General features: G+C 45.8%; 23 protein-coding genes, 3 tRNA genes and 1 pseudogene. 21 read left to right on the plus strand and 6 right to left on the minus strand.

Annotation, left to right across the window (positions count from 1 at the left end; genetic code table 11):
• Window positions 1–123 precede the first annotated feature (123 nt).
• Window positions 124–1,173 carry a hydrolase gene (locus C4S39_RS07025; protein WP_103966326.1) on the plus strand — a complete coding sequence of 350 codons (1,050 nt, stop codon included), beginning with the start codon at window positions 124–126 and terminating at the stop codon, window positions 1,171–1,173.
• Here C4S39_RS07025 and trhP read toward each other — a convergent pair.
• Window positions 1,129–2,496, minus strand: coding sequence for a prephenate-dependent tRNA uridine(34) hydroxylase TrhP (gene trhP / locus C4S39_RS07030; RefSeq protein ID WP_103966327.1), 1,368 nt, complete (start codon window positions 2,494–2,496; stop codon window positions 1,129–1,131). The two genes, C4S39_RS07025 and trhP, sit on opposite strands and share 45 nt — an antisense overlap.
• A 64-nt stretch (window positions 2,497–2,560) precedes the next feature.
• Between trhP and dnaE the strand changes: the two genes are divergently transcribed.
• The 9 genes from dnaE (at window position 2,561) to C4S39_RS07070 (ending at window position 10,832) form a co-directional block, all read left to right on the plus strand.
• Window positions 2,561–6,070 (plus strand): DNA polymerase III subunit alpha, encoded by a 3,510-nt coding sequence (dnaE, locus tag C4S39_RS07035; protein ID WP_103966328.1) that lies wholly within the window; start codon window positions 2,561–2,563, stop codon window positions 6,068–6,070.
• A gap of 359 nt (window positions 6,071–6,429) precedes the next feature.
• Window positions 6,430–6,504 (plus strand) — tRNA-Gly (locus tag C4S39_RS07040).
• Between the two features lie 111 nt (window positions 6,505–6,615).
• Window positions 6,616–6,689 (plus strand) — tRNA-Cys (locus C4S39_RS07045).
• A 23-nt stretch (window positions 6,690–6,712) separates the two neighbouring features.
• Window positions 6,713–6,802: transfer RNA gene (locus C4S39_RS07050), tRNA-Leu, on the plus strand.
• Between the two features lie 741 nt (window positions 6,803–7,543).
• Complete coding sequence (locus tag C4S39_RS15745) at window positions 7,544–7,675, plus strand: hypothetical protein (protein WP_013647209.1); 132 nt, start codon at window positions 7,544–7,546, stop codon at window positions 7,673–7,675.
• Window positions 7,676–8,036: 361 nt separating this feature from the next.
• Window positions 8,037–8,357 (plus strand): hypothetical protein, encoded by a 321-nt coding sequence (locus tag C4S39_RS07055; protein WP_103966329.1) that lies wholly within the window; start codon window positions 8,037–8,039, stop codon window positions 8,355–8,357.
• 80 nt (window positions 8,358–8,437) lie between these two features.
• Complete coding sequence (locus C4S39_RS07060) at window positions 8,438–8,737, plus strand: PepSY domain-containing protein (protein ID WP_103966330.1); 300 nt, start codon at window positions 8,438–8,440, stop codon at window positions 8,735–8,737.
• 71 nt (window positions 8,738–8,808) lie between these two features.
• The gene (locus C4S39_RS07065) at window positions 8,809–9,495 is read left to right on the plus strand and encodes a response regulator transcription factor (protein ID WP_103966331.1); all 687 of its coding nucleotides are present in this window, start codon (window positions 8,809–8,811) and stop codon (window positions 9,493–9,495) included.
• Window positions 9,492–10,832 (plus strand): ATP-binding protein, encoded by a 1,341-nt coding sequence (locus tag C4S39_RS07070; protein ID WP_103966332.1) that lies wholly within the window; start codon window positions 9,492–9,494, stop codon window positions 10,830–10,832. Before C4S39_RS07065 ends, C4S39_RS07070 begins: the two co-directional genes overlap by 4 nt.
• Before the next feature lie 60 nt (window positions 10,833–10,892).
• Here the strand turns inward: C4S39_RS07070 and C4S39_RS07075 are convergent, their stop codons facing one another.
• From C4S39_RS07075 to C4S39_RS07085, 3 genes are all read right to left on the minus strand, one after another.
• The gene (locus C4S39_RS07075; RefSeq protein ID WP_258039332.1) at window positions 10,893–11,585 is read right to left on the minus strand and encodes a PEP-CTERM sorting domain-containing protein; all 693 of its coding nucleotides are present in this window, start codon (window positions 11,583–11,585) and stop codon (window positions 10,893–10,895) included.
• A 30-nt stretch (window positions 11,586–11,615) separates the two neighbouring features.
• On the minus strand, window positions 11,616–12,308 hold the full coding sequence (locus tag C4S39_RS15750) for a PEP-CTERM sorting domain-containing protein (RefSeq protein ID WP_258039333.1): 693 nt from the start codon (window positions 12,306–12,308) through the stop codon (window positions 11,616–11,618).
• Window positions 12,309–12,440: 132 nt separating this feature from the next.
• Window positions 12,441–12,713 (minus strand): TMEM165/GDT1 family protein, encoded by a 273-nt coding sequence (locus C4S39_RS07085; RefSeq protein WP_103966333.1) that lies wholly within the window; start codon window positions 12,711–12,713, stop codon window positions 12,441–12,443.
• Between the two features lie 190 nt (window positions 12,714–12,903).
• Between C4S39_RS07085 and ahr the strand changes: the two genes are divergently transcribed.
• Entirely contained in the window at window positions 12,904–13,908 is a 1,005-nt protein-coding gene (ahr, locus tag C4S39_RS07090; RefSeq protein WP_103966334.1) for an NADPH-dependent aldehyde reductase Ahr, read from the plus strand.
• Between the two features lie 58 nt (window positions 13,909–13,966).
• Here the strand turns inward: ahr and C4S39_RS07095 are convergent.
• A pseudogene (locus C4S39_RS07095) lies at window positions 13,967–14,304 on the minus strand (transposase); the annotation flags it as partial.
• 384 nt (window positions 14,305–14,688) lie between these two features.
• Here C4S39_RS07095 and C4S39_RS07105 point away from each other — a divergent pair.
• The 10 genes from C4S39_RS07105 to C4S39_RS07150 all read left to right on the plus strand — a co-directional run bounded on the left by C4S39_RS07105 (window position 14,689) and on the right by C4S39_RS07150 (window position 23,134).
• Window positions 14,689–15,003 carry a type II toxin-antitoxin system HigB family toxin gene (locus tag C4S39_RS07105; protein WP_258039334.1) on the plus strand — a complete coding sequence of 105 codons (315 nt, stop codon included), beginning with the start codon at window positions 14,689–14,691 and terminating at the stop codon, window positions 15,001–15,003.
• A 17-nt stretch (window positions 15,004–15,020) separates the two neighbouring features.
• Window positions 15,021–15,395 (plus strand): helix-turn-helix domain-containing protein, encoded by a 375-nt coding sequence (locus C4S39_RS07110; RefSeq protein WP_103966335.1) that lies wholly within the window; start codon window positions 15,021–15,023, stop codon window positions 15,393–15,395.
• Between the two features lie 101 nt (window positions 15,396–15,496).
• Entirely contained in the window at window positions 15,497–16,012 is a 516-nt protein-coding gene (locus C4S39_RS07115; RefSeq protein WP_146059752.1) for a hypothetical protein, read from the plus strand.
• Window positions 16,013–16,745: 733 nt separating this feature from the next.
• On the plus strand, window positions 16,746–18,179 hold the full coding sequence (locus tag C4S39_RS07120; protein ID WP_181023776.1) for a M10 family metallopeptidase: 1,434 nt from the start codon (window positions 16,746–16,748) through the stop codon (window positions 18,177–18,179).
• A 223-nt stretch (window positions 18,180–18,402) separates the two neighbouring features.
• Complete coding sequence (gene thiS / locus C4S39_RS07125; protein WP_103966338.1) at window positions 18,403–18,606, plus strand: sulfur carrier protein ThiS; 204 nt, start codon at window positions 18,403–18,405, stop codon at window positions 18,604–18,606.
• 41 nt (window positions 18,607–18,647) lie between these two features.
• The gene (locus tag C4S39_RS07130) at window positions 18,648–19,463 is read left to right on the plus strand and encodes a thiazole synthase (RefSeq protein ID WP_103966339.1); all 816 of its coding nucleotides are present in this window, start codon (window positions 18,648–18,650) and stop codon (window positions 19,461–19,463) included.
• Window positions 19,464–19,494: 31 nt separating this feature from the next.
• Complete coding sequence (gene trmB, locus C4S39_RS07135; RefSeq protein WP_103966340.1) at window positions 19,495–20,160, plus strand: tRNA (guanosine(46)-N7)-methyltransferase TrmB; 666 nt, start codon at window positions 19,495–19,497, stop codon at window positions 20,158–20,160.
• A gap of 231 nt (window positions 20,161–20,391) precedes the next feature.
• Window positions 20,392–21,291 (plus strand): efflux RND transporter periplasmic adaptor subunit, encoded by a 900-nt coding sequence (locus tag C4S39_RS07140; protein ID WP_181023777.1) that lies wholly within the window; start codon window positions 20,392–20,394, stop codon window positions 21,289–21,291.
• Window positions 21,288–22,457: an ABC transporter permease DevC gene (devC, locus tag C4S39_RS07145; RefSeq protein WP_258039335.1), complete on the plus strand. Its 1,170-nt coding sequence runs from the start codon at window positions 21,288–21,290 to the stop codon at window positions 22,455–22,457. Before C4S39_RS07140 ends, devC begins: the two co-directional genes overlap by 4 nt.
• On the plus strand, window positions 22,457–23,134 hold the full coding sequence (locus tag C4S39_RS07150) for an ATP-binding cassette domain-containing protein (protein WP_103966342.1): 678 nt from the start codon (window positions 22,457–22,459) through the stop codon (window positions 23,132–23,134). The genes devC and C4S39_RS07150 overlap by 1 nt, the downstream gene beginning before the upstream one ends.
• A gap of 40 nt (window positions 23,135–23,174) precedes the next feature.
• Here C4S39_RS07150 and C4S39_RS07155 read toward each other — a convergent pair whose 3' ends face one another.
• Window positions 23,175–24,422 (minus strand): D-alanyl-D-alanine carboxypeptidase family protein, encoded by a 1,248-nt coding sequence (locus C4S39_RS07155; protein ID WP_103966343.1) that lies wholly within the window; start codon window positions 24,420–24,422, stop codon window positions 23,175–23,177.
• Window positions 24,423–24,504: the final 82 nt, after the last annotated feature.

The raw sequence follows: 24,504 nt of genomic DNA on the forward strand, positions 1-24,504 counted from the left end.
GTAGTAACCTGCAAACAAGTACTTCCAGCTCGTAATCGTCGCCATGACGGCAATACTGATAGTTTTATCGATTACAATTAATAAAATATCCTGAATATCGCAGCGTAACAAACAACAATAACAATGTTTAAAACAACCGTTCCCTTGTACACAAACCGCTATGAAGCACCGTCCTGGCTACCCGGTGGAAATATACAAACGCTTTATCCTTACTTTAATAAGCCAGCCCCGTTGTTTACATACCGGCGTGAGCGCTGGGAGCTCAAAGATGGGGATTTTGTTGATGTCGATTGGACCGATGGGTCTGTGGATTCACCTTTGGTAATATTTTTTCATGGCTTGGAAGGCGGCTCTTCAAGTCATTATATATTAAGCATGATCAATGGTTTAAAGAACCACGGATGGTGCAGTGCCGTCATTCATTTTCGCGGCTGTTCCGGCGTGCCAAACCGGCTATCCCGCGCCTATCACGCCGGTGATTCTACTGAGATTGATTGGATGCTGCGGCGCATTACCAATCAGGAACAGGCAATGAACAGTGTACGGCCGGTTTATGTGATGGGTGTTTCTCTGGGTGGCAATGCGCTACTGAAATGGCTGGGCGAACAAGGTGAACGTGCATGCGAGCTCGTGGCGGGCGCCGCAACCGTTTCCGTGCCGCTGGATCTGGCGGCTGCCGGTTCGGCGCTGGATAAGGGTTTTAATCAAATTTACACGCGCCACTTTCTCAATACCCTCAAAAACAAGGCGCTTGATAAACTGGAACAATTTCCCGATCTATTTGACGCCACGGCACTCAAGAAATGTGCTTCGATTTATGATTTTGATAATCTGGTTACAGCACCACTGCATGGTTTCCGGGATACCGACGATTATTGGCAGCATTCCAGCAGCAAACAATGGTTGCCCCATATCAAAGTACCTACTATAGTAATTAATGCTCGCAATGATCCTTTCATGCCAGCATCGGTACTGCCAGATCAAAATGAGGCATCTCCAGCGGTTACATTGGAATTTCCCGAGGAAGGCGGTCACGCCGGATTCATGCAAGGTCCGTTCCCAGGAAGACTGGATTGGTTACCTCAAAAAATACTCAGTTTCTTTCATTATCAGTGCCGGTATCATTTCTCAGAAGAAACGAGTGACAAAAGCATTCTCTACATTCCCGGCTAGCGGTATTCTGACCCGATGGCCGCTGCCAGGTGCAATCTGTACCGGACGCCCGGCTGAGTCCAGCATGTGCGACAACTCCACCACCTGATTACCCGCAGGGTGAATAATCTCAAGGCGATCACCCACCTGAAAGCGATTCTTCACCAGTATTTCGGCCATACCACTCGCTGCATCAAAACCAGTGATATCGCCAACATACTGACTGCGATTGGACTCAGAATGTCCGCGCAAATAGTTTTGCGTTTCATGCGTGTTATGCCGCTGATAAAAACCACTGGTATAGCCACGGTTAGCCAATCCTTCCAATTCACCCAACAAAGCAAAATCAAACGGTTTTCTGGCCACAGCATCATCAATTGCCTTGCGATAAACCTGAGCCGTGCGTGCCACATAATATAAAGATTTGGTACGTCCTTCTATTTTTAACGAATCAACCCCAATTTTAACCAGGCGCTCGACATGCTCGACTGCACGCAAGTCCTTGGAATTCATGATATACGTACCATGCTCATCTTCCATGATCGGCATTAATTGACCGGGCCGTTCCTTTTCTTCGATCAGATATACCTGATCGGCAGCTGGATGCCGCGTAATCGAACCGCACCCACTCGTCATGCTTGATTGTTCGGATTGCTGCATCGCCTGGCCAAAATCAAAATCAATTTTCCCGACTTCCTGAATATCACCGCTTGAATTTTCCTCAGCGGATTTCACTTTATAATCCCAGCGGCAGGAATTAGTGCAAGTACCTTGGTTCGGATCGCGGTGATTAAAATAACCTGATAGCAAGCAACGTCCGGAGTACGCAATACACAGCGCACCATGAACAAAAACCTCAAGCTCCATATCAGGGCAATAATCACGAATTTGCGCCACTTCATCCAGCGATAATTCGCGCGACAAAATTACCCGCGTCAATCCTATCTTCTGCCAAAACTTAACCCCCATATAATTGACCGTATTAGCTTGTACCGACAGATGAATCGGTACATCCGGCCATTTTTCGCGTACCATCATGATCAATCCGGGGTCAGCCATAATCAGCGCATCGGGTTTCATCGCAATAATAGGCGCCATATCATCCAGGTAAGTTTTAATTTTGGCGTTATGCGGCATCGCATTGCTGGCCACCAAAAACTTCTTTCCTAAAGCATGCGCTTCCGCAATACCTGTTTTAATTTGTTCCAAAGCAAAATCGTTATTACGCGCGCGCAATGAATAACGCGGTTGTCCCGCATACACGGCATCGGCGCCAAACGCATAAGCAATGCGCATCTTGTCCAACGAGCCGGCAGGAAGTAAAAGTTCAGGTGATTTCAACATAATGTAAAATAGCGCTCAAAACTGTATTAATGACAAAGTTATCACAGATTCTAATTGTAACATCATGCCCATCAAACCAGCTTTTATTCATTTACGGATGCACAGCGAATATTCCATTCTGGATAGCACCATCCGCATTCATGATGTCGTTACAAAAGCCGTAGCCGATCAAATGCCGGCCCTGGCATTGACTGATCTTGCCAATCTTTTCGGATTGGTAAAATTTTACCAAACTACCTACAAAAACGGGATTAAACCAATCCTCGGATGTGATATCTGGATCGCTAATGAATCCGATCAAAGCAGGCCGATTCGATTACTAGTGCTATGTCAGACACACGCAGGTTATTTGTTATTGTCCCGCCTGCTGTCACGCGCCTACCGCGAAAACCAATTTCAAGGTAGAGCCGAAATCAAAGAATCGTGGCTGCAACCCGATGATTGGGGCACGGAAGGACTCATTGCTTTATCGGGCGCGCGTCTAGGTGACATCGGATTATCGCTGTTACAAAATAATATATTACAAGCTGAAATTCAGGTACAAAAATGGGCGGATCTGTTTCCCGATCGTTTTTATCTTGAAATTCAGCGTGATGGCCATGCCAATGAAACAATGCTGGTTCAACATTCGCTCGCGCTGGCCAAGAAATTCAATTTACCCGTCGTAGCGACGCAAGCGGTGCAATTTCTCAATGCGGAAGATTATCAGGCGCATGAAGCACGTGTTTGTATTGCTGAAGGGTACATTCTGGAGGATAAACGCCGTCAAAAAAATTTTACGCAGCAGCAATATTTCAAAACCCAAACCGAAATGACACAGCTGTTCGCCGATATTCCCGCCGCATTGACGAATACAATTGAAATTGCCAAGCGCTGTAATCTGATATTGGAATTGGGTGTGAACCGGCTTCCATTATTTCCTACGCCTAATAACGAAAGCCTGGATCAATACCTGCGAAGCCAGGCTGAATTGGGCTTGATTAAACGCATGACAAGCTTGTTTCCTGATGCAGAAATGCGTAATGACAAAATCACTCAGTATCAATCCCGTCTTGAGTTTGAGGTCAATACCATTATTCAGATGGGGTTTGCCGGCTATTTTCTGATCGTCGCCGATTTTATCAACTGGGCTAAACATAACAATGTTCCGGTAGGACCCGGGCGCGGTTCGGGAGCAGGTTCATTGGTAGCTTATTCACTGGGAATTACCGATCTTGACCCGTTACGGTATGACTTGTTATTTGAACGCTTTCTGAATCCCGAACGCATTTCGATGCCCGATTTTGACATCGACTTTTGCCAGGACCGGCGCGAACTGGTTATCGAATATGTCAAACAGCGCTACGGGATCGGTAAAGTTTCTCAAATCGCCACATTTGGCACCATGGCTGCCAAAGGCGTAATTCGTGATATCGGCCGGGTTATGGATTTACCGTATAACTTTGTCGATCAGCTGGCCAAGCTGGTCCCATTCGAGATTGGTATGACTTTAAAAAAAGCGCGCCAGCTCGAACCGCAACTCAATCAACGTGCCGAAGAAGAAGAAGATGTCCGTAATCTCCTGGAATTAGCGGAAAGCCTGGAGGGCATCACACGCAATGTCGGTATGCATGCCGGAGGGGTGCTTATCGCTTCAAGCGAAATTACCGATTTTTGCCCGATCTACTGCACCGAATCCGGTGATTCCGTCGTCAGCCAGCTGGATAAGGATGATGTTGAAAAAGTCGGTCTGGTGAAATTTGATTTTCTTGGGTTGCGCACATTGACCATCCTGGATCGCGCCATCGAGTATATCCGTCAGTTACATTCAAACATCGGCTCCCCGGAATCCCGGCTTTTTTCACTGGAAACCTTGCCATTGGATGATGATGCGACTTATGCGCTAATGCGTAAAGGCAATGCGGTAGGCATCTTTCAATTCGAGTCGCGGGGCATGATCGATCTGCTGCAGAAGGCAAAGCCGGACCGTTTTGAAGATATTATCGCGCTGGTCGCATTATATCGCCCTGGCCCGATGGATCTGATTCCCGAATTTATCGACCGCAAACATGGTAGAAAACAGATTGAATATCTTGATCCGCGCCTGGAACCGATTCTGGGGCCGACTTATGGCATCATGATTTATCAGGAGCAAGTCATGCAGATCGCGCAAGTGATTGGCGGCTACAGTCTTGGCAGCGCGGATTTACTACGCCGTGCAATGGGTAAGAAGAAGGTCGAGGAAATGGCGCAACAGCGCGATATTTTTGTCTCCGGCGCAATCAATAACGGTCTGAGCGAGGACAAAGCCACTGAATTGTTCGGTTTAATGGAAAAATTTGCCGGCTATGGCTTCAATAAATCGCATGCCGCTGCTTATGCGCTCATTGCGTTCCAAACAGCTTACCTGAAGGCGCATTATCCGGCTGAATTCATGGCGGCGTGTTTGTCCGCGGATATGGATGACACGGATAAAGTGCATATTTTCGTTGAAGACAGCATTGCCAATGGATTGATAATTCTGCCGCCCGATATTAATCTTTCCGACTACCGTTTCATCCCGATGGATGGCAAAAACATCCGCTTCGGTCTTGGCGCAATCAAAGGTACCGGAGAGTCCGCAGTCAATTCGATCATCGCAGTACGCCGGCAAGCTGGGCCATTCACTGACTTATTCGATTTCTGTAATCGCGTCGACCGGCGGATCGCCAATCGCCGCGTAATGGAATCGTTAATCCGGGTCGGTGCGTTTGACACCATCAATCCCAACCGTGCCAGTTTGATGGCTTCAGTCGGCTTGGCCATAGAATCCGCCGAACAAGCAAGCCAATCTTCCAATCAAATTAATTTATTCGGCGAAACGAGTAACGATTCACACATGCAGCCACAACTGATCCAAGCGGAATCATGGCACGATCGGGAAAAACTGCATCAGGAGAAAATCGGCCTAGGCTACTATTTTAGCGGCCATCCATTTGACACCTATGCTCTGGAACTGAAGCGCTTTATTTACACCCGGCTTGACCGGCTGAATCCGCAACGCGAGCCGCAACTGCTCGCCGGCATCATTCATTCGATCCGCATACAAATGACGCGCCGCGGAAAAATGGGAGTCATCAGCCTGGACGATGGCAAAGCGCGAATAGAATTGGTTATTTTTGGCGAACTCTTCGATGCGAATCGTATTTGGTTAAAAGAGGATCAGCTTTTAATCGCAGAAGCGAAAATAAGCCTGCGTGGATACAACGGAGACGAAGAAGATGGATTAAGAATTACCGCCGAGCGATTGTATAATCTTGCCGGAATCCGCTCGCGCTTCGCCAAACAAATCAAGATCTACTGCAATCCCCTCACCCTCGATCAAATATCCGGGCTTAAAAAATTGTTGATACCGTTTTCCACGCAAACGCAAAAATCCCTTGCAGATTTCTGCCCGATTACTGTCGTCTATCGCAATGACATAGCCAGCGGCGAACTGGAGTTAGGGAATGACTGGCGGGTACATCTGCACGATGATCTGCTGCAATCATTAAATACGCATTTTAAAACTAAGAACGTGGAGATTGTTTATTCAAAAAACAATAATAAATCATAAGGATTTCATCAATTAACATTATCCCTGTTCTGGAATCCACCTCCAGGAAGAAATAAATTCTTGCGGTTATGATTCCTTATCTGGAAACAAGCTCCTGAAATCTGCCGCACTATCACACATAGAGAACTTATTTGTATTGCCCGATACAAATTCCGGTGCCTTTAATCACGAAAGACAGTATTTTAGTAGGTGAGACCGACTTATCAATTTTATGCAGGCATCAGGGCTTGCATTGGTAACAAATAATAAACAATTGATTACCATTCCGATCACCTGCATTTTCTTGACAAAACGCGCAGCATCTCTATAATCCACCCTTTGTTTCTGAAGTGATTCAAATCATACAGTAGCTTCAAAATGCGGGAATAGCTCAGTGGTAGAGCACAACCTTGCCAAGGTTGGGGTCGCGAGTTCGAGCCTCGTTTCCCGCTCCATTTTCTAATGGAAATGATACATGTAAGGTGTTTTTATTGCCGGAAATCGAATAGCCTGTGATGCAGGTTTTTCCCGTAAGATTCACAGCATGCTGAAAATCATGTAATAATGGCGGGGTGGCAGAGTGGTCATGCAGCGGCCTGCAAAGCCGTCTACGCCGGTTCGATTCCGACCCCCGCCTCCAAAAATAAATCTAAAAATTCTATCGCCCGGGTGGTGAAATTGGTAGACACAAGGGACTTAAAATCCCTCGGGCTTAAACCGCCCATGCCGGTTCGATTCCGGCCCCGGGCACCATTCCGTTACTGCTTATGCAGTTCTGCTACGGGACGGGAATTATGAAATACTTCCATGACAACGCATCTCTTGAGAAATTAGACCATGGCCTTCAATTACTTGCTTCTGGTTTGAAACTCTACAATAAACCAACAGATATTCCTGTTTTTCTTTCATCTGATTTATGAATAGAAATAATACATAAGCACCCAATAATCATCTTCCTCAATATCCGTTTCCACTCCAATAACATAGAGGGAAAGACCATACTTTTATTTCCATGCAATCCGCAAAACTTTCCGAACCTGCTTCTTTTCTCATTCAAAATTAAAAATTCTGTAATCCGTAAAAAATCCTGACAGTTCACATCAAAAACTTATTCTCATTTAACGGCACCCGGCAATATTATAAATACCTAATAATTACAATAACAAAGATCAGATACTTTGCCGCCAACTCTAAATAAAGCACTCAATCATATTTACTACGATCCAGTCATCTGATGCATTTCCATTCCATACTCGTTTTTTTAGTGTTATCCTAAATGTGAGTAAGTGCTTTTCTTATTCGAATAAAGCCGTATTTTGGTATTTTAGAAGGTTCTTGAATCAAGAAATTATTTGATCTTCTAAAAGGAAATCTTTTTCTGAAAGCTTAATTCCAGACAAAGATTTTAGATATGGTTTGTAATTGATAAAGTTTCAACGTGACATTAAATTTGTTTATAAACATTTTTTGATTTTAATAACAAAGGAGATTCTCATGAAATATTTACTTTTAGCAGCAGTTCTCTTAGCGTTCACACTCCCTTTAACTGCATGTGGGGGCGAAGGTAAACCTGGCCAATACCCACCAAGCCTCTATAAAGATAGTAAAGAGGGAGACTCTCAATAAAACTTTCTTGCTGCTGATTTTCTGGCAGAACCAAGAAAATAAAATAATTAAATTGCAGCTATAGCAATAAATCAGAAAACTAGCGATTAGCTGTTTCTTTTTGATGAAAAAATCGCAATCAGAAATTTAAAAACTTGTTTTCAACTGGGCTCTGGAAAAAAATCCAGAGCCCTTATTCGTAGATTCGACCGAAAATGCATCATGCCTCCGGATTCTGATAGGTAATTTCCCATCTGACATTTATAGCATCAGCTGATTCTTGCGTTCTCCCAATTTTTCATTCAGTTTCCATTCATAGTGTTTTGTGTAAATTGACACCATCAGGAATACACCTGAAACGAATAACTGAAGGAGAAATATCATGGACGTTCAAACAACAAAACTGACCAGCCTGTTACTTAGCATACTATTAACAATTACTTTAGCTGCCCCATCATTAGCACAAGCAGGCAGAGGTCACCACGGTCATCATCACAAACACCATCATGGACATAATCATGGTCATCATCACAATTATGGTGGATATAGTTATATATATAGCCAGCCCCGTGGCTATTACCAACCTTACTACCCGCAGCCACGATATAGTTATAATTACTATCCTGCACCGGCATACATCCCTCCTCCTCGAGCAATAATGGGCATTGGCGCCGGGAATATGGATTTTATGATACGCTTCTAACAAGCACGGCCAGCAACAGGTATTAAAACAATATACCTGTTGCAGCTTGATTACTATCTCCAGAAAATGGAATGGTCGATATGAATAGAGAGTGGAAAGTTTTAGTAATGATGATGGCATTGATTGCCCCGAGCACACTAGCCCTAGCAGACTGGCAAAACAACCTGGCAAACTATCATCGTATCAGTACCGGGAACGGCACAGCAGCCGGAATCACAGAACAAAAAGCGATTATTATCGCACAACAACATTTCAAAGGCCGGGTGTTGGCGATTAATCAGGTCGACCATACCTACCGCATTAAAATACTCAGCGATCAAGGCGCAATCCAGACGGTACTGATCAATGCACAAGATGGTTCTGTGATAGTCGCTCACTAATTCAATTGGACATGAAACTCACGGCCTCAAACAGGTTTAATCTTTTTTACCCGGTATCTCAGGAGTAAACGATGCGCATTCTGGTCATTGAAGATGAACTCAAGTTACAAAACCAGATTCGTCAGCAGTTGGAAACCGCGGGTTATATGATCGATACTTGCAACGATGGCGAGGAAGGTTTATTTCTTGCTTCAGAATATCCTCTGGATGCTGCCATCATTGATATCGGCTTGCCGGGAAAATCCGGCCTGGAAATTATCAAAGCCCTGCGTGAGCGCGGCAATCTGCTGCCCATCCTTATCCTGACCGCCCGCAGCAGCTGGCAAGATAAAGTACAAGGTCTGGAAATGGGCGCGGATGATTACCTGACCAAACCATTTCAAATGGAAGAGTTGCTGGCCAGAGTAAAAGCACTGCTGCGTCGCGCGACCGGCATACCACAGACACTCTTGAAATGTGGCCCCATTACATTGGATGTCACGGCTCAATCCGTTGCCATCAACGAGGTAGAAATCGAACTCACCTCGTTTGAATATCGCCTGCTGGAAGAATTAGTGCGTCATCACGGCGAAGTCCTCTCCAAGCACACATTGTCCGACTATCTCTATCCGCACGACGAAGATCGTGACAGCAATGTGCTTGAGGTCATGATCGGCCGGTTGCGCCGCAAACTCGATCCCGATGGCACTTTGAATCCAATCGAAACCATGCGCGGCCGCGGTTATCGCTTTACTCTGGAATGCAATAAATCGTCATGATGTCATTAAACCGGCGCATTCTGTTCAGCGCCACCTTGGTTCTGCTGGTTTTTATCATGGGAATTGCGCTGACTCTGGATCGTGCTTTTTATGATAGCGCGCGCTTGGGTGTGAAAGATCGGCTATTTGCCAAGCTGCTCATGCTCATGGGAGACGCCGAAGTAGAAGATTCCGGCGAGTTGGACGTACCGACCAATTTGCTCGATGCCGAGCTCGGCCATGTCAATTCAGACACCTACGCTTATATTGTCGATCCAACCAATACTATTTCCTGGCGCTCCAATTCATCACTCAATAAACCCATACCGCCTATCGCTTTATTGGAGAAAGGTAAAAAAGAATTTAGCCAAATCACACTCAATGATGAATATTATTTTATTTATCGTTACGGTGTTGCCTGGAAAACTCCTACCGGAGATTATCCGCTGACTTTCATTGTTATCACTGATACCGTGCTGTTTGAGGCGCAAGTTGAGCGCTATCGAGAGGATTTGTGGGGCTGGCTGAGTATCATGGCCATTTTCCTATTAGCGACGCAAATGCTGGTATTGCATTGGGGCTTACAACCGCTTCGCAAGGTATCGACTGAGCTTGCCGCAATAGAGTCCGGACAACAGGAGAAACTGAAAGGCAGTTATCCTCGTGAAATACAAGTATTAACCGACAGCATCAACTCTTTGATCAACCACGAACACAAACAGCAGAAACGTTATCGCAATGGTCTTGCAGACTTGGCTCACAGCCTCAAAACACCGCTCGCCGTTTTGCAGGGTACAATCCAAAGCGAAGAAGATGAACCCATCCGGCAAAAAACGATTCAGGAACAAATTGACCGCATGGATAACACCATCCAGTATCAATTGCGCCGTGCCGCAACTGCCGGCAGCTCTCCGGGTATGGGACTGATCATGCTGCGCCCGATGATCGACCGAATTATCAATACCGTGACGAAAGCCTATCGCGACAAGAACCCGCACATCACCATCGAAACCGACGAGACTATCGCCCTGCAGATCGATGAAGGAGACTTAATGGAATTACTCGGCAATCTGATCGACAACGCTTTTAAATGGTGCCGTCAGAGTATCCATTTATCCGCCGCTTATCAGGAAAATCAGGTAATCATCCAGGTCAAAGACGACGGTCCAGGCATTCAAGCTCATGAAATCACCAGAATTCTCGAACGCGGCGTACGCGCCGATCAATCCACACCTGGCCATGGCATCGGCTTGGCGATTGTGCGCGATATTATCCAGGTTTATGGCGGAGAGCTATCGATTGAGAATAATCCAAACGGCGGCGCCTGCATTACCCTGCGTTTGAAGAAGAGAAAATAATCACAATATCTTGATTTCACATACTTTTATCGGTATTTGTTAACTGAGAAAGAATAAAAGCTAATTGACCTTGCCTTTTCTGTAGGCTGACATAAAACCTAACAAACCAAGACCCAAAAGAAACATAGCATAGGTTTCAGGTTCCGGAACGGGGGCTAAGAAACGAATATCGTCAATCGCAAAGTCATTACCGAAGATTTCAGTATTTGTGTCAGTGATGCGTAAAGTAATGTCCGTGCTTGTTCCTGAGAGCCAGTTTGTCGAAAACGAATCCCAAATGCCTGCATTCAGGTTTGTGTCCATATTACCTAAAGTAGTTATTTCTGAACCAATGACAATGTCAAATCGTAGACTGGCTGGATTAGTACTGGCAGGATCTGGAAAGGCAGCACTGGGTTTACAGCATACATTCATTGCCCATACCTCAAAAGTGTAAGTTGTATTGGCTAGCACATGTATGTTTTGCGATTCCCATACGGTTTTTTCAGCTGTTGCATGACCATTGACGCTGAACATATTTCCGGCTCCCGTTGTGTGATCGGCCACGGAGTCGAAGTTTCCATTAAAAATGCTAGGGTCTGTAGTGATCACATATCCGCCATCGTAAATTGATGGAACGTAATCCGAAGTGAAACCAATATTTCCAAGTTCGAATGATCCGTTCTTAACGAGATTGATGGGGACAGCCCCAGTCACTGGCAATGCATACAAGGTCAGCAGCGAGAATGCGACGATTGTTTTATAGGTATTCATATTTGCTCTCCTCATGTTATTAAGTCTGAATTATATGCAGATAAATTCTCGACAGCGTGCTAGAAAGCCTAATAAGCCAAGACCTGCAAGCAACATCGTGTAAGTTTCCGGTTCTGGTACAGGTAACAAAGGAGTGTTAAATTCAAGATTATCAAAACCAACCGTATTACTACTACCTGACAAGACAATGGAGTGAATTCCATTCAAATGAAGGGCCAGCACTGGCCCTTGTCCAAACGGTTTGTTGTCAGTATCTGTGATACTGCCCAGAATTGTACCGAAGCTGTCATAAGCAGTCATAGTAATTGTGCCGGAACCCAAGCCCGCGAAATCGCCTAATACTTTGACGAAGTTGGTTGTCGCTTTCTGAGCGATTTGTGACGGATCGAAAAACGAGATGATGATAGGCGCTGAGTAATCCAATATACCGCTGGCAGTCGTGCCTCCCAGTACATTGGGGGACGAAGGCGTCAAAAAACTAGGGGCCCCATGATCAACCACAGCAGCGTAACCAACTCCCGAACTGAAAGACACTCCCAGTGTTGAGAGAAACAGATTATCCAAACGGGCACCCGACGGAACTGGGATATAGGAATTCTCCATTGCAGAGATACCTGGCTCTTCGAAAGTAATCAGATGAGTAGCCGCCTGTATAAGGTTGGCCCATCCTATCAGTATCAATATGCCAATATTAATAATATATTTATGTTTTATATTCAGCATGTTAATCGTAATCTCCTTATTTTTTTTTTTCGGTTCTACGATAGTTACCAGCCGCATTATATTAAAAACTGAAGTGATTGATTTTGACTTGGATCAATTTAACCTCTGCCAAGTATGAAGAAATTGGCTTTTTTAAGCTTTTAGAAGTGTCCATGCACCAATCAGGATAAACCCCGCTCCTGCAATATAGTGCAGATGTTTTGCGCTGATGTGATCTGAAATAAAACCACCCGCCAACACACCGATCGCGGAAGTTGCAATCAGTGCAAGTGATGCGCCGATAAATACCGTCCATTTATCCACTTCCTTATCGGTGGCAAACAGCAAAGTCGCCAATTGCGTTTTGTCACCCAACTCCGCGATAAATACCGTGGCAAAAACCATTAATAATATTTTGTAGTCCATGTTCAAGCCCGAAATTAGATTGGGTTATCTGCAGTACGATTCCAGTCCAGTACCAGCGATAAAAATCGTGCATCCTTTTACCTAAAAATCAGTAATAATAAACGATAGTCAGCGTGTTTTTTCAAATAACCGCTCAAGGTTTTTACAAAACATTCGGCTTTAAGGATTAACCACTGTAAAAGGAATACTCATGATCAAAGCCTACGCCGCATTCGAAGCGAGTGGAAAACTTCAATCTTTTGAATACGATCCTGGACCGCTGGGTGATCATGATGTGGAGATCGCGGTTGAATTTTGCGGTTTGTGTCACAGCGATCTCAGCATGTTGCATAACAACTGGAGAATTACTCAGTATCCATTTGTGCCAGGACATGAAGTCATTGGGACAATCTCAGCCAAAGGTACACATGTAGAAAATTTCTCACTAAAGCAGCGCGTTGGCCTGGGATGGCACGCCGGTTATTGCATGACCTGCCACAGTTGCCTATCCGGCGACCATAACCTCTGCGCTCAACTAAAGCCCACCATTGTCGGTCGTCACGGTGGTTTTGCCGATTACGTACGCGCCAGTGCTGCCAGCATCGTAGCACTGCCGCATGGCCTCAACGCGCAAAGCGCAGGGCCGCTCTTCTGCGGAGGGATCACTGTTTTTAACCCTCTTCTGCAATTCGATATCCCGCCCACTGCTGCCGTCGCTGTCATCGGCATCGGCGGATTGGGCCATATCGCATTGCAATTTCTGAAAGCATGGGGTTGCCGGGTAACTGCCTTTACATCCAGTGAAGACAAAAAGAAAGAAGCACTGGCATTGGGTGCGCACGACGTGCTGGATACGAGAAATCCAACCGAACTTGCAGCTGCAACAAGCCGTTTTGACTTAATTCTAGCCACGGTCAATGTAAAACTCGACTGGAATGCCTATATTGCGACCCTGCGTCCCAAGGGTCGCTTGCATCTTCTGGGGGTGCCTCTTGAGCCGCTGGAAATCAATGTATTTCCAGTAATCTCCAACCAATGTACGATTTCAGGCTCCCCTGTCGGCAGCCCCGCGAGCATTGCCACCATGCTGCAATTCGCAGAACAACACAGAATCGAGCCTATCGTGGAAATTTTCCGCATGGATCAGGTTAATGAAGCTCTCGCCAGATTGGCTAGCGGTAATGCCAAATACCGCGTGGTTTTGAGCGGTCAGTAATGATCATGAATATTGCATGAACTTAAAAATGTCACCGGCAATGTAAAACTGACCCGCTATCGACAAATACCCTCATCATTTCGGCCGGTGGTCGAACTCCGCCTGTGCAAAATAGGCCGATGCCTTACGCAATATCTCGTTGGCCCGCTTTAATTCCCGATTTTCCCGTTCCAGCTCCTTGAGCCGTTCACGATCCGATGTCGACATACCGCATCGAATTCCCTGATCCGTCTCCGCTCTTCTTACCCAGGTCCGTAATGTTTCCGCTGTGCAACCAATCTTCAATGCAATCGATTTGATCGCCGACCATTGCGACTCATGCACTTTTTGCTGCTCGAATACCAATCTTACCGCTCGTTCTCGTACTTCCGGTGAATAACTGATTTGATTTTTCATCTCTTCCTCCTCTCAAATCATTTTATCTCCGGAAAACGGGAAGTTACCCTTCACCGCAAGCCAAAGAAGCCCTGCTTAATCAGCAAGTATTTACAAAAAAGCAGAACGAAACCGTTTTCCACGACCCACGCACCAACCAACCATGGAGAGACGATCAACCGATCCGTAAAAATGTTTGGATTCCGGCATTATAAAAAAGCCGGTATCAAATACCGTAACCCTTACCAGACCCGCCACACCTTTGCTTCAACAATGCTTTAAAGAGGTGAAAATCCGCTTTGGGTTGCCCGGAAAATGGGACATAAGAATTGGGGAATGATCATCAAAGTTTATGGATGCTGGATTCCTTAAGCCAAATAGTTGCCAAAGTCCCATAATGGGACTATGTTACTAACCCATGAGAATTATCGCTCTGTCGCCCTTGAAAGCATCTGGGAAAATGAACCTTCTTACGCCGATGCTATTCAGCCCCTCCTTGCTTGGTACCGGCACGCATTAAAAGCAAACTGGACATCACCCACAGAAGTGAAAGCGGATTTCAAAAGTGCCAGCATTCTCAAAGACGGCAGAGCTGTATTTAATATTGCCGGTAATAAATACCGGCTGGTGGTATGGATTAACTACGCTTACAGTATTGTCTATATCCGTTTTATCGGTACGCATGCCCAATACGACCGAATCGACGCACAAACGATTTAACACCAGGAACAGACTATATGAATATTAAACCCATCAAAACTGATACTGATTACCGCGAAGCGCTAAAGGAAGTGGAGTCACTGATGACGGCCGCATCCAACACGCCGGAAGGTGAAAAACTGGATGTTCTGGTGACACTGATCGAAGCATATGAGCGCAAACACTTCCCACTCGACCTGCCCGATCCTGTTGAAGCCATTAAATTTGAAATGGAACAGAAAGGTTTAACCGTTAAAGACCTTGAACCGATGATCGGAAAAAGTAATCGTGTCTATGAAGTGCTCAATCGCAAACGTACATTAACGCTAAGAATGATCCAAAAACTACACCATGAATTGGGAATCCCCGCTGAATCTTTGATTAATCAATCTGTTGAAACACGTTTGGTATAAATATAAAATTTGACTCTTAACATTATGTGCAATTGCAAGATGCAGTCCTACTGTGTGGCGGCCAACAAACGAAAATTTTTACAATCGACCTATTGAAGTTAATGATGACTAACCTAGAGCTAATTCTGTCGGGGGCTACACTAATATTAACAATTTTACTCGGCCTTCTATTCTCCATTTATCTACCATCATATACGAAGGAAAAAGCAAAAAATCTTGCGACAAAGGAAGATATTGTAGAGATCACTAATAAGGTAGAAAATGTGCGAGCCGAATTCGCAAAAGAGTCTCAATTATTAGAGAAGCGACGCGAGGTTTATGAAAGAATATCAGATTCATTACGTATTTTTATCGATGGTCATCATAATTCTTCTCAACAGCAAAATGCTTTCCATTCCGCTTATTCCGCATGCTGGCTTTGGGCACCTGATGAAGTTTTAATAAAGCTAAATGAATTCATAAAGATGCAACAAGAAAATTTTGCAAATAATTCTGAAGTGCACAGCCAAGAAAAATTGAAACAGGTATACTATGAAATAATTCTGAATATGAGGAGAGATGTAGGTTTTTCAGAAACGACAATGGACAAAGAAAGATATGCGTTTGTAAAATTCTAAGAAGTAAAAATGTTTGAGAATGACACAAATATAGCAGAGGAAGAAAATAAATGATTGATATATCAATTAAAGACCAAGGTTCGATTCCCGTCGTCCAATAATGCCCCGAATAACATCCAACACCGTCCAAACGACGGTGTTTTTATTTGCCTAATCGCATATCAGGGCTTATCTTCGATTGACGCAGGAGTACATGAATGCCCTGCCTGCTAAAGTACATCCGTCATTTTGTGACGACTGGTAAGAAAAGCCATTAGTCGCGCAACCCGTCAAGCTCAAAATAATCAATGATATAATCACAAAAATTTTCACAGGCATTTTTCATCACAATAAGGTAATTCGATATCGTTTCTGAAAATAATCTATCGCTATCTCACAAAACGGTATTCTCTAAAAGTGCATTTGGATGGACATGAGTATACGGACTTCAACCAAAGCAACATGGGAGCATCCTAGCCTAATCAATACGATGATGTATATTAGGGGAACTTTTGTTTTTCCATAAGAAAAACCATTAGCTGCAACTGTTCTTGATTCATCACAGTCTGCATCTATCCTGATGGCTTCATATCCTTCAGTAAAATAAAACGTTACGGCGCTTTCTTCATGGTTCTTATTCGATAGTGTCATCACAGGAGTTGACTCGAGAACCCGGGACTATGGCAATATGTCATATGACTGGAATATACGTAAACTACTCATACAATTCACAATACCTGGAGGAACTCAACATATGGCATTTTCCGATCCAATCACCAGTCCATTAGCTAATAACACGTACATTAACGGCCTGCTATGGGGGAGCCACTGGAATGATCCAATTGCGGGGACGCGATTAAAAGTATACATAGCGGGCCAGGGAGGAAATGAGATTTTTGATTTCGGTGGCACGGCCGTCACGGCGCATACCGTTTCTCAGGAAATTACAGCATTCCAGGAATCAATGCAATTCATTGAAAATATTTGCAATATTGATTTTGTGATAGCAAATAGCCAGGCAGATGCCGACATCATTGTCGGCGTTGTCGGTAATTCCGATGCAGGCGGTTCTCTTGGTGTCTCAGTTCCTCCCGGCGAAGATGTCGGTCCGGTCGTTAACCGTCAAGGGGCCGTGATTATCAATAGAGATGTTTATTATTCAACGGATTACTCTAGCTTGCATCCGGGAGGATATGATTTCACCACCTTCATCCATGAGTTTGGCCATGCTGTTGGATTGAAACATCCTCACGACTCCGGAGGCGGCAGCCGGCCGAATTTCCCGGGTGTTACCGCGCCGTTTAGTGATTACGGGGATTTCAATCTCAATCAAGGTCTTTATACGATGATGTCGTATAACGATGGTTGGCCAGCGGGTCCTGATGGTCCGCTGGATCCCGCCAGCATTCCTGGTTACGGATATGAGGGTACGCCCATGGCCTTCGACATCGCCGCACTGCAATTTCTCTACGGTAGCAACACGAATTTCCGGGTAGGCAATAATGTTTACACGCTCAGTTCGACTAACGCCCCCGGAACATTTTATTCCAGCATCTGGGATACGAAAGGCATCGATACCATTCGTAACCCGTCGGCCATGGATTCAACGATAGACCTGCGTGCTGCGACGCTTCTTCATGCGGCTGGCGGCGGCGGGTATTTATCCACCGTCGATGGCATCAATGGCGGTTTTACAATTGCCAATGGCGTTACCATAGAGAAGGCGGTAGGCGGTAGTGGTGCCGACACGATTACTGGCAATTGGGCGGCAAATACATTGACGGGCAATGCCGGAAACGACCAGATCAATGGTCTGGACGGAGCGGACAACATCATCGGCGGAAGAGGCGCCGACACGTTAAGGGGAGGTGGCGGTGCCGATAATTTTATCTATGTTGCTGCAAGCGATAGCAGAGGACAGCTTGATGTCATTAAGGATTTTGTGCATGGACTTGATCATATCGACGTCTCTGCCATCGATGCGAATGGCGCCGATGCTGGCAATCCCGCATTCGTTTTTCGCGGAAACTCAGCTTTTACCGGTGCAGGAGCGGAAGTACGATTTGTAAACAATGCACCTAATAACGTTACCAACGTGCTTTTTGACATTGATGGAAATAAAATCGCTGACATGACAATCCGTTTGACCGGTCTGATTACTTTGGATGCCGGTGATTTTATTTTGTAAGTAAAGCGATATTTCAAGCCGGGCAAAGTGCAGATTGAAGATCTCATGGTTTTTAAACTGCCTTCGTCCCAAGGTCAGGCAGCGTTTCATAGGTTGACTGCCATGAACATAATGATTTTGACTGCCGGTTCTGTTAAATTATTTCAATGATCTAACCCTTGCATGATAAAATCCAATTCAATTTTTGATTGCCTGCCCGGCTGCAATCCAGGCTTTATCACCCATGATACAACTCACCATTAATGGACAATCGCAACAGTTTGAATCGCCTATTAACGTGACTCAACTAGTGGACCACCTTGCATTGCACGGTAAGCGCATCGCTATCGAGCGCAATGGCGAGATCATTCCGCGCAGTCAGTTCTCGGAACAAATGCTGGTTCATGGAGATCACCTGGAAGTCGTCATCGCCGTGGGTGGCGGTTAATTCCGTCACTTGCAAATAGCCTCTGATATTAAAAAAGTTTTATGGATAATTTAATAATTGCCGGAAAAACATACACGTCCCGTTTACTGGTCGGCACTGGAAAATACAAGGATTTTAGCGAAACCCGCGCAGCCGTTGAAGCCAGTGGCGCAGAAATCATCACGGTCGCGATCCGGCGCACAAATATCGGGCAGAATGCGAACGAGCCCAGTCTGCTGGAAGTTTTGCCGCCCTCGCGCTACACCCTATTACCCAATACAGCCGGTTGCTACACGCTAGACGATGCAGTACGCACGTTGCGTCTGGCACGCGAGTTACTGGATGGTCATAGCCTGGTCAAGCTGGAAGTGTTGGGCGATCCTCAAACCCTGTATCCAAACATGGTGGAAACCCTTAAAGCCGCGGAAATCCTGATCAAGGAAGATTTCCAGGTGATGGTGTACACCTCGGATGATCCAATCATAGCCAAGCAACTGGAAGATATGGGCTGTGTCGCCGTGATGCCGCTGGCTTCGTTAATTGGTTCCGGCATGGGGATTCTGAATCCATGGAATCTGCAGATTATCATTGACAATGCCAAAATCCCCGTGCTGGTTGATGCCGGCGTCGGCACCGCATCCGATGCCACGATCGCGATGGAATTAGGTTGCGATGGCGTACTGATGAACACAGCCATTGCCGCAGCCAAGAATCCGGTTTTGATGGCATCCGCCATGCGCAAAGCCGTCGAAGCCGGGCGCGAAGCTTATCTTGCCGGGCGCATGGCGAAAAAACTCTACAGCGCCAGCCCCAGTTCGCCCACGGAAGGGGTTATCGCTCAAGCAGATAAAATCACCAGGAAACCGGCAAGCAACTGATCCCGCATTCACACTGCCAATTCATCACCCCATGCAACAAACCATTCGCAGCTTTGTCCTTCGTCAAGGACGCCTATCCAGTGCGCAACGCCGCGCCTGCGAGACATTGCTGCCGCGGCACGGCATTCCATTCAGTGAGAGCTTACTGGATCTGAATCATATTTTTGGCCGCCAAGCGCCTAAAATCCTGGAAATCGGATTCGGTATGGGAGAAAGCACCGCAACAATCGCAAAGATTCATCCGGAAAATGATTATCTTGGAATTGAAGTGCATGCGCCTGGCGTGGGTAGCTTGTTGAATCAAATCGAACAACTCGAATTAACCAATTTGCGCATCATTCAGCATGACGCAGTAGCCGTGCTGCAGCATATGCTACCTGCCGAATGCCTGGATGGCATTCACATCTTTTTTCCCGACCCCTGGCCTAAAGCCCGGCACCATAAGCGTCGATTGATCCAGCCTGCCCTGGTCGCCCGCCTTTGTACGCACTTGAAATCAGGTGGTTACATCCATGCAGCCACCGATTGGGAAGATTATGCCGTACAAATTTTGCACGTTTTGAGTCAGGAATCCCAGCTCGGCAATACCGCTGTGGATTATGCGCCGCGCCCGGAATACCGGCCACTGACTAAATTCGAGCAAAGGGGGCTCAAGCTTGGGCATGGCGTATGGGATTTAATATTTCTGAGAAACTGAATCCCCTTTTGACCAGCGTCATACAACCATACCTTATGGCAATATCAAGGCGTCGAAACCACCCGCTGTGATAGTAGCGAAATCAATACCGCGCAAAATAAGCGATAGCGATAGCGATCACATCGCGGCACGCTGAAATCAATCAAAATCATTGTTCAATCCAATGGTATTCATTGTTATGATATGACCCGAAGCGGTTGTACGCCGCATATTTATTACCTGAGAAATATCATGCCCTTAAGGATTCTGCGCTCACTCTTCAGCATGAGCATACTTGCCGTGTTGTGTTCCAGCGTATTTGCCGGAACATCTTGTCGATTGGATACGCAACAGGGAATTGGCGCACTGGGCCGCATAGAACCGCGTTCCCGGGTGATAAAAGTCTCTCATAATGCAGGGCCTGAAGGCGCACGTGTAGAGCAACTGTTATTTCAGGAAGCAGATTCAGTCAAGGCGGGTGATAAATTAGCAATACTTTCAGAGTACGCCAAAAGAAAGGCGGAAGTTGAAACGGCTAAAATGCGGATCAAAGTACTTGAAGCAGAACGAGTTGTAGAACAGACTACATTAGCTTTTAACCGGAGAGAATATGCGCGTCATCAATCGCTTGAATCCGGTTCCGCTGTCAGTATCTCTCTTGCGGACGCCAAGCGACTGGCATTTGAACAATCCACGGCGAACCTTCAACGTTTGTCGGCCCAAATTGCTCATGCAAAGTCTGAGCAGAAAATCGCCGAAGCCGAGCTGGAAAATACTCTGATTTATGCACCGATTACTGGCACGATCGTAAAAATATTCGCCCGGCCTGGTGAGCGAATCGGAGATAATGGATTATTGCAACTTGCTGATTTATCACAGATCGATGTGGTTGCAGAAGTTTACGAGTCAGAACTGCCCCAAATAAAAGTAGGTCAACAAGGGTGTATTACGGCTATCGGTTTCAAACGAAGTTACAACGCCCAGATCAGGGAACTGGGTTTTCAGGTCAGGAAAAACGATCTGAATGACACGGATCCCCTGGCGGATCGGGATAATCGCATTATCGAAGTACGCCTCACCCTGGAGCGGGAAGCGGCTACCGATTTACGGCACCAAATTTTTCGCCAAGTTAAGGTGCGGATAATTCCGTGAATTGGATTGGCTGGTTGTATTTTCCCACACGCCTGGCTTGGCGGCAGCTTGTTTTTGATCGGACCAAATTGGTAGCTGCTACTTGCGGTGTACTGTTCGCCTGTGTATTAGTGTTCATGCAGTTGGGATTCAAGGATTCATTATATGCCAGTGCAGCTTCTGCCCCGGTAAAACTGGATGGCGATTTGTTTTTAATGCACAAGCAAAGTGAAGCCATGTGGCGCCCAGTTCGATTTAAACGCAGCGAACTTATGCGGGCACTGGGAAATCCTGCGGTGACGGAAGCTTACCCATTGTATCTGGGGCTCGCGCCACTCAAAAATATCCAAACTCAAACCAAACGAACCTTAATGGTCTACGGTTTTGATCCGGACTCTCTGATATTCAATGTCGATGCAGTCAAAAATAAGCATACCGAGTTAAGGCTTAAGGATACGGTACTATTTGATGAATATTCACGCCCTGAATTCGGGCCTATGCGTCAATTGCTGGATGCGGGCGAAAATGTAACAGAAATCAATGATTATAAAATAACGATCATTGGATTGTTCCAGCTGGGCGTGTCTTTTGCCGCAGATGGCAACGTAATAACCAGCGACTTGAATTTCATGCGTATTTTTCCCAGAAGAAATCTCGATGATATCGATATGGGAGTGATCAGATTAAATTCCGGTGCATCGGTTGAACGTGCGCAAGCCGAGCTTAAAAACCATCTCAATGAATTTGTCAATGTGTTTACGTATGAGGAATTGTTGCACTATGAGAAGGATTACTGGGCCAATACGGCGCCCATAGGGTTCATTTTTGGCTTTGGCACCGTGATGGGCTGGGTTGTTGGTTTGGTCATTGTCTATCAGATTCTTTTTACTGATATTGTCAATCACCGCAATGAATTCGCCACACTGAAAGCTATGGGGTATGAGCACGGTTATTTTGTCCGTGTTGTATTTGCTTCGTCATTCTTTCTGGCAGTCTTGGGATTTATTCCGGGCTATCTGCTTTCTCTGGGGTTATATAATTTGGCGGAATCGCAAATGTACATGCCGATGCCCATGCTTATCAGTAAAATCATCACCGTTTTTATGTTCATTCTTTCCATGTGCTTTATGGCTGGGTTACTCGCAATACGCAAGCTAAAAGACGCCAATCCAGCGGATATGTTCTAATGCCAAACATCATTGAAGTTGATCGTCTGAATTTTAGTTTTGGTAGCGGTGCCTTAACGCAACCGGTGCTGAAGGATGTGACAATTTCGATCAAAAAAGGTGAAATAGTTCTGATAACCGGACCTTCCGGTTCGGGTAAAACAACCTTCCTCACCATTATCGGCGGCTTGCGCCAGGCCTTTCACGGCAGCGTAAAAGTACTGGGGAACCAGTTTGTTAACAGTAATGAGCAAATCAAAGTAAAAACCCGCCAGCAGATTGGCTATATTTTCCAGCAACATAATCTGCTCAAATCCCTCACCGCCCTGCAAAACGTCTGCATGGCTTTAGAAATTAACGCCATGACCACTGAACAGCAGAGGTGCAACCGGGCTGCAGAAATGCTGATCGCCGTGGGGCTTGGCGACCGGCTTGATTACAAGCCAGATCAACTTTCCGGCGGGCAGCGGCAGCGCGCTTCCATTGCCAGAGCACTGGTCGGGCAACCTAAAATCATCCTGGCTGATGAGCCGACAGCTTCATTGGATAAGCAAAGCGGCTACGAAGCCGTCAACCTCCTAAAACGCCTGGCCAAAGAATCGCACACTACCATTTTGCTGGTGACACACGACTACCGTATTCTGGATATTGCTGATCGAGTGGTTGAAATAGAAGATGGAATGATTAAGCAGGAATGAATAGAATAGAAAAGCCTTTCATTTTTACTAACGATATCAATCAGGATCGCACCACCAAACACTCGATTCCCTGCCGCATTAAACTTTGACAAGCACTACGCGCTTGATTTTCCTGCAATCCCACCAACCTGGCTCGATACAGCCTGCGGTTACTGATTTCTACTTCCGTTACAGCCACTTCGCCCGGTATCCAACGAGCCGCCGCCTGAGCATGTGCATGAGCCCGGCTGGGTTCATGATATGAACCGATCTGCACTCCCCAATCGTCATTAGCTTGCAATGCTACTTTTTGCAGTTGCACCGGTTGCGCGCTTACCGGTGGAATAACATATTGTTGAGTAACGATAGATTCAGATACTTTGGATTGCTCTGGGTATGGCTTCAATGCAGGAGTCGGTGCATTCACTTTTACCGCTGTAACCGCTATCGCACGAGCATTTTTACTATTGCTTGCCACCTGGGTTGTACGATTTCCTTGATTAAAACTGCGATCAATCAGCCGTGCCATATGCTGATCGCGCGCGGCTGCAGTGTTCCCGCCCATCACCACGGCAATCACACGACGATTACCCCGTTTGGCAGAAGTAGCTACATTAAATCCGGAAGCACGAATAAAACCCGTTTTCAAGCCATCCACGCCCGAAGTGTTTCGCACCATGCGATTGTGGCTGTTATAAGTGACGCCTTTATAACTGAATGATTGTGTGGAAAAATAATGATAATACTTAGGAAAGTCCTTCATTAACCGTGTTGAAAGGATTACCATATCGCGCGCTGTAGTTTTTTGCTCGAGATTGGGCAAACCGGAAGCATTGCGAAATGTGGTTGAACGCATACCCAGCTGGCGCGCTTTATCGGTCATCATACGGCCGAAATTGGCTTCACTTCTACCTAGCGCCTCCGCCACCACCGCCGCCACATCGTTGGCTGAACGCACGATCAACGCGGGAATCGCATCACGGACGCTAATGCTGTCGCCTGTACGAAGCCCAATATTGGTTTGCGGCATTGCCGCAGCATGAGCTGATACCGGCATGCGAGTATCCACTGTCATCTTGCGTTGTTCCATAGCTTCAAACAGCATGTACAGCGTCATCATTTTTGTCAAAGAAGCCGGATAACGACTCGCGTCGGCACTGGATTCATGGAGTACCGCTCTCGTATCGGCATCAATTACGATGGATGAGTAACGAGGATTAGCCAATGCTGAGCCTGATAAAATCAATAGCAGTAAAAATATAGCAAAAACATACATCCTAGTAGTGATATCGCGTTCCGGAATCAACATAAAATCACCCTTCTTGAATTGATGCGAACAAACACTTAATGAAATCTTCTTCCGTTTTTGTATTTTTCATCTGTTTTTTTAT

The sequence above is a fragment of the Nitrosomonas ureae genome, from assembly GCF_900108305.1.
In the GTDB taxonomy this organism is placed as follows: Bacteria; Pseudomonadota; Gammaproteobacteria; order Burkholderiales; family Nitrosomonadaceae; genus Nitrosomonas; species Nitrosomonas ureae_B.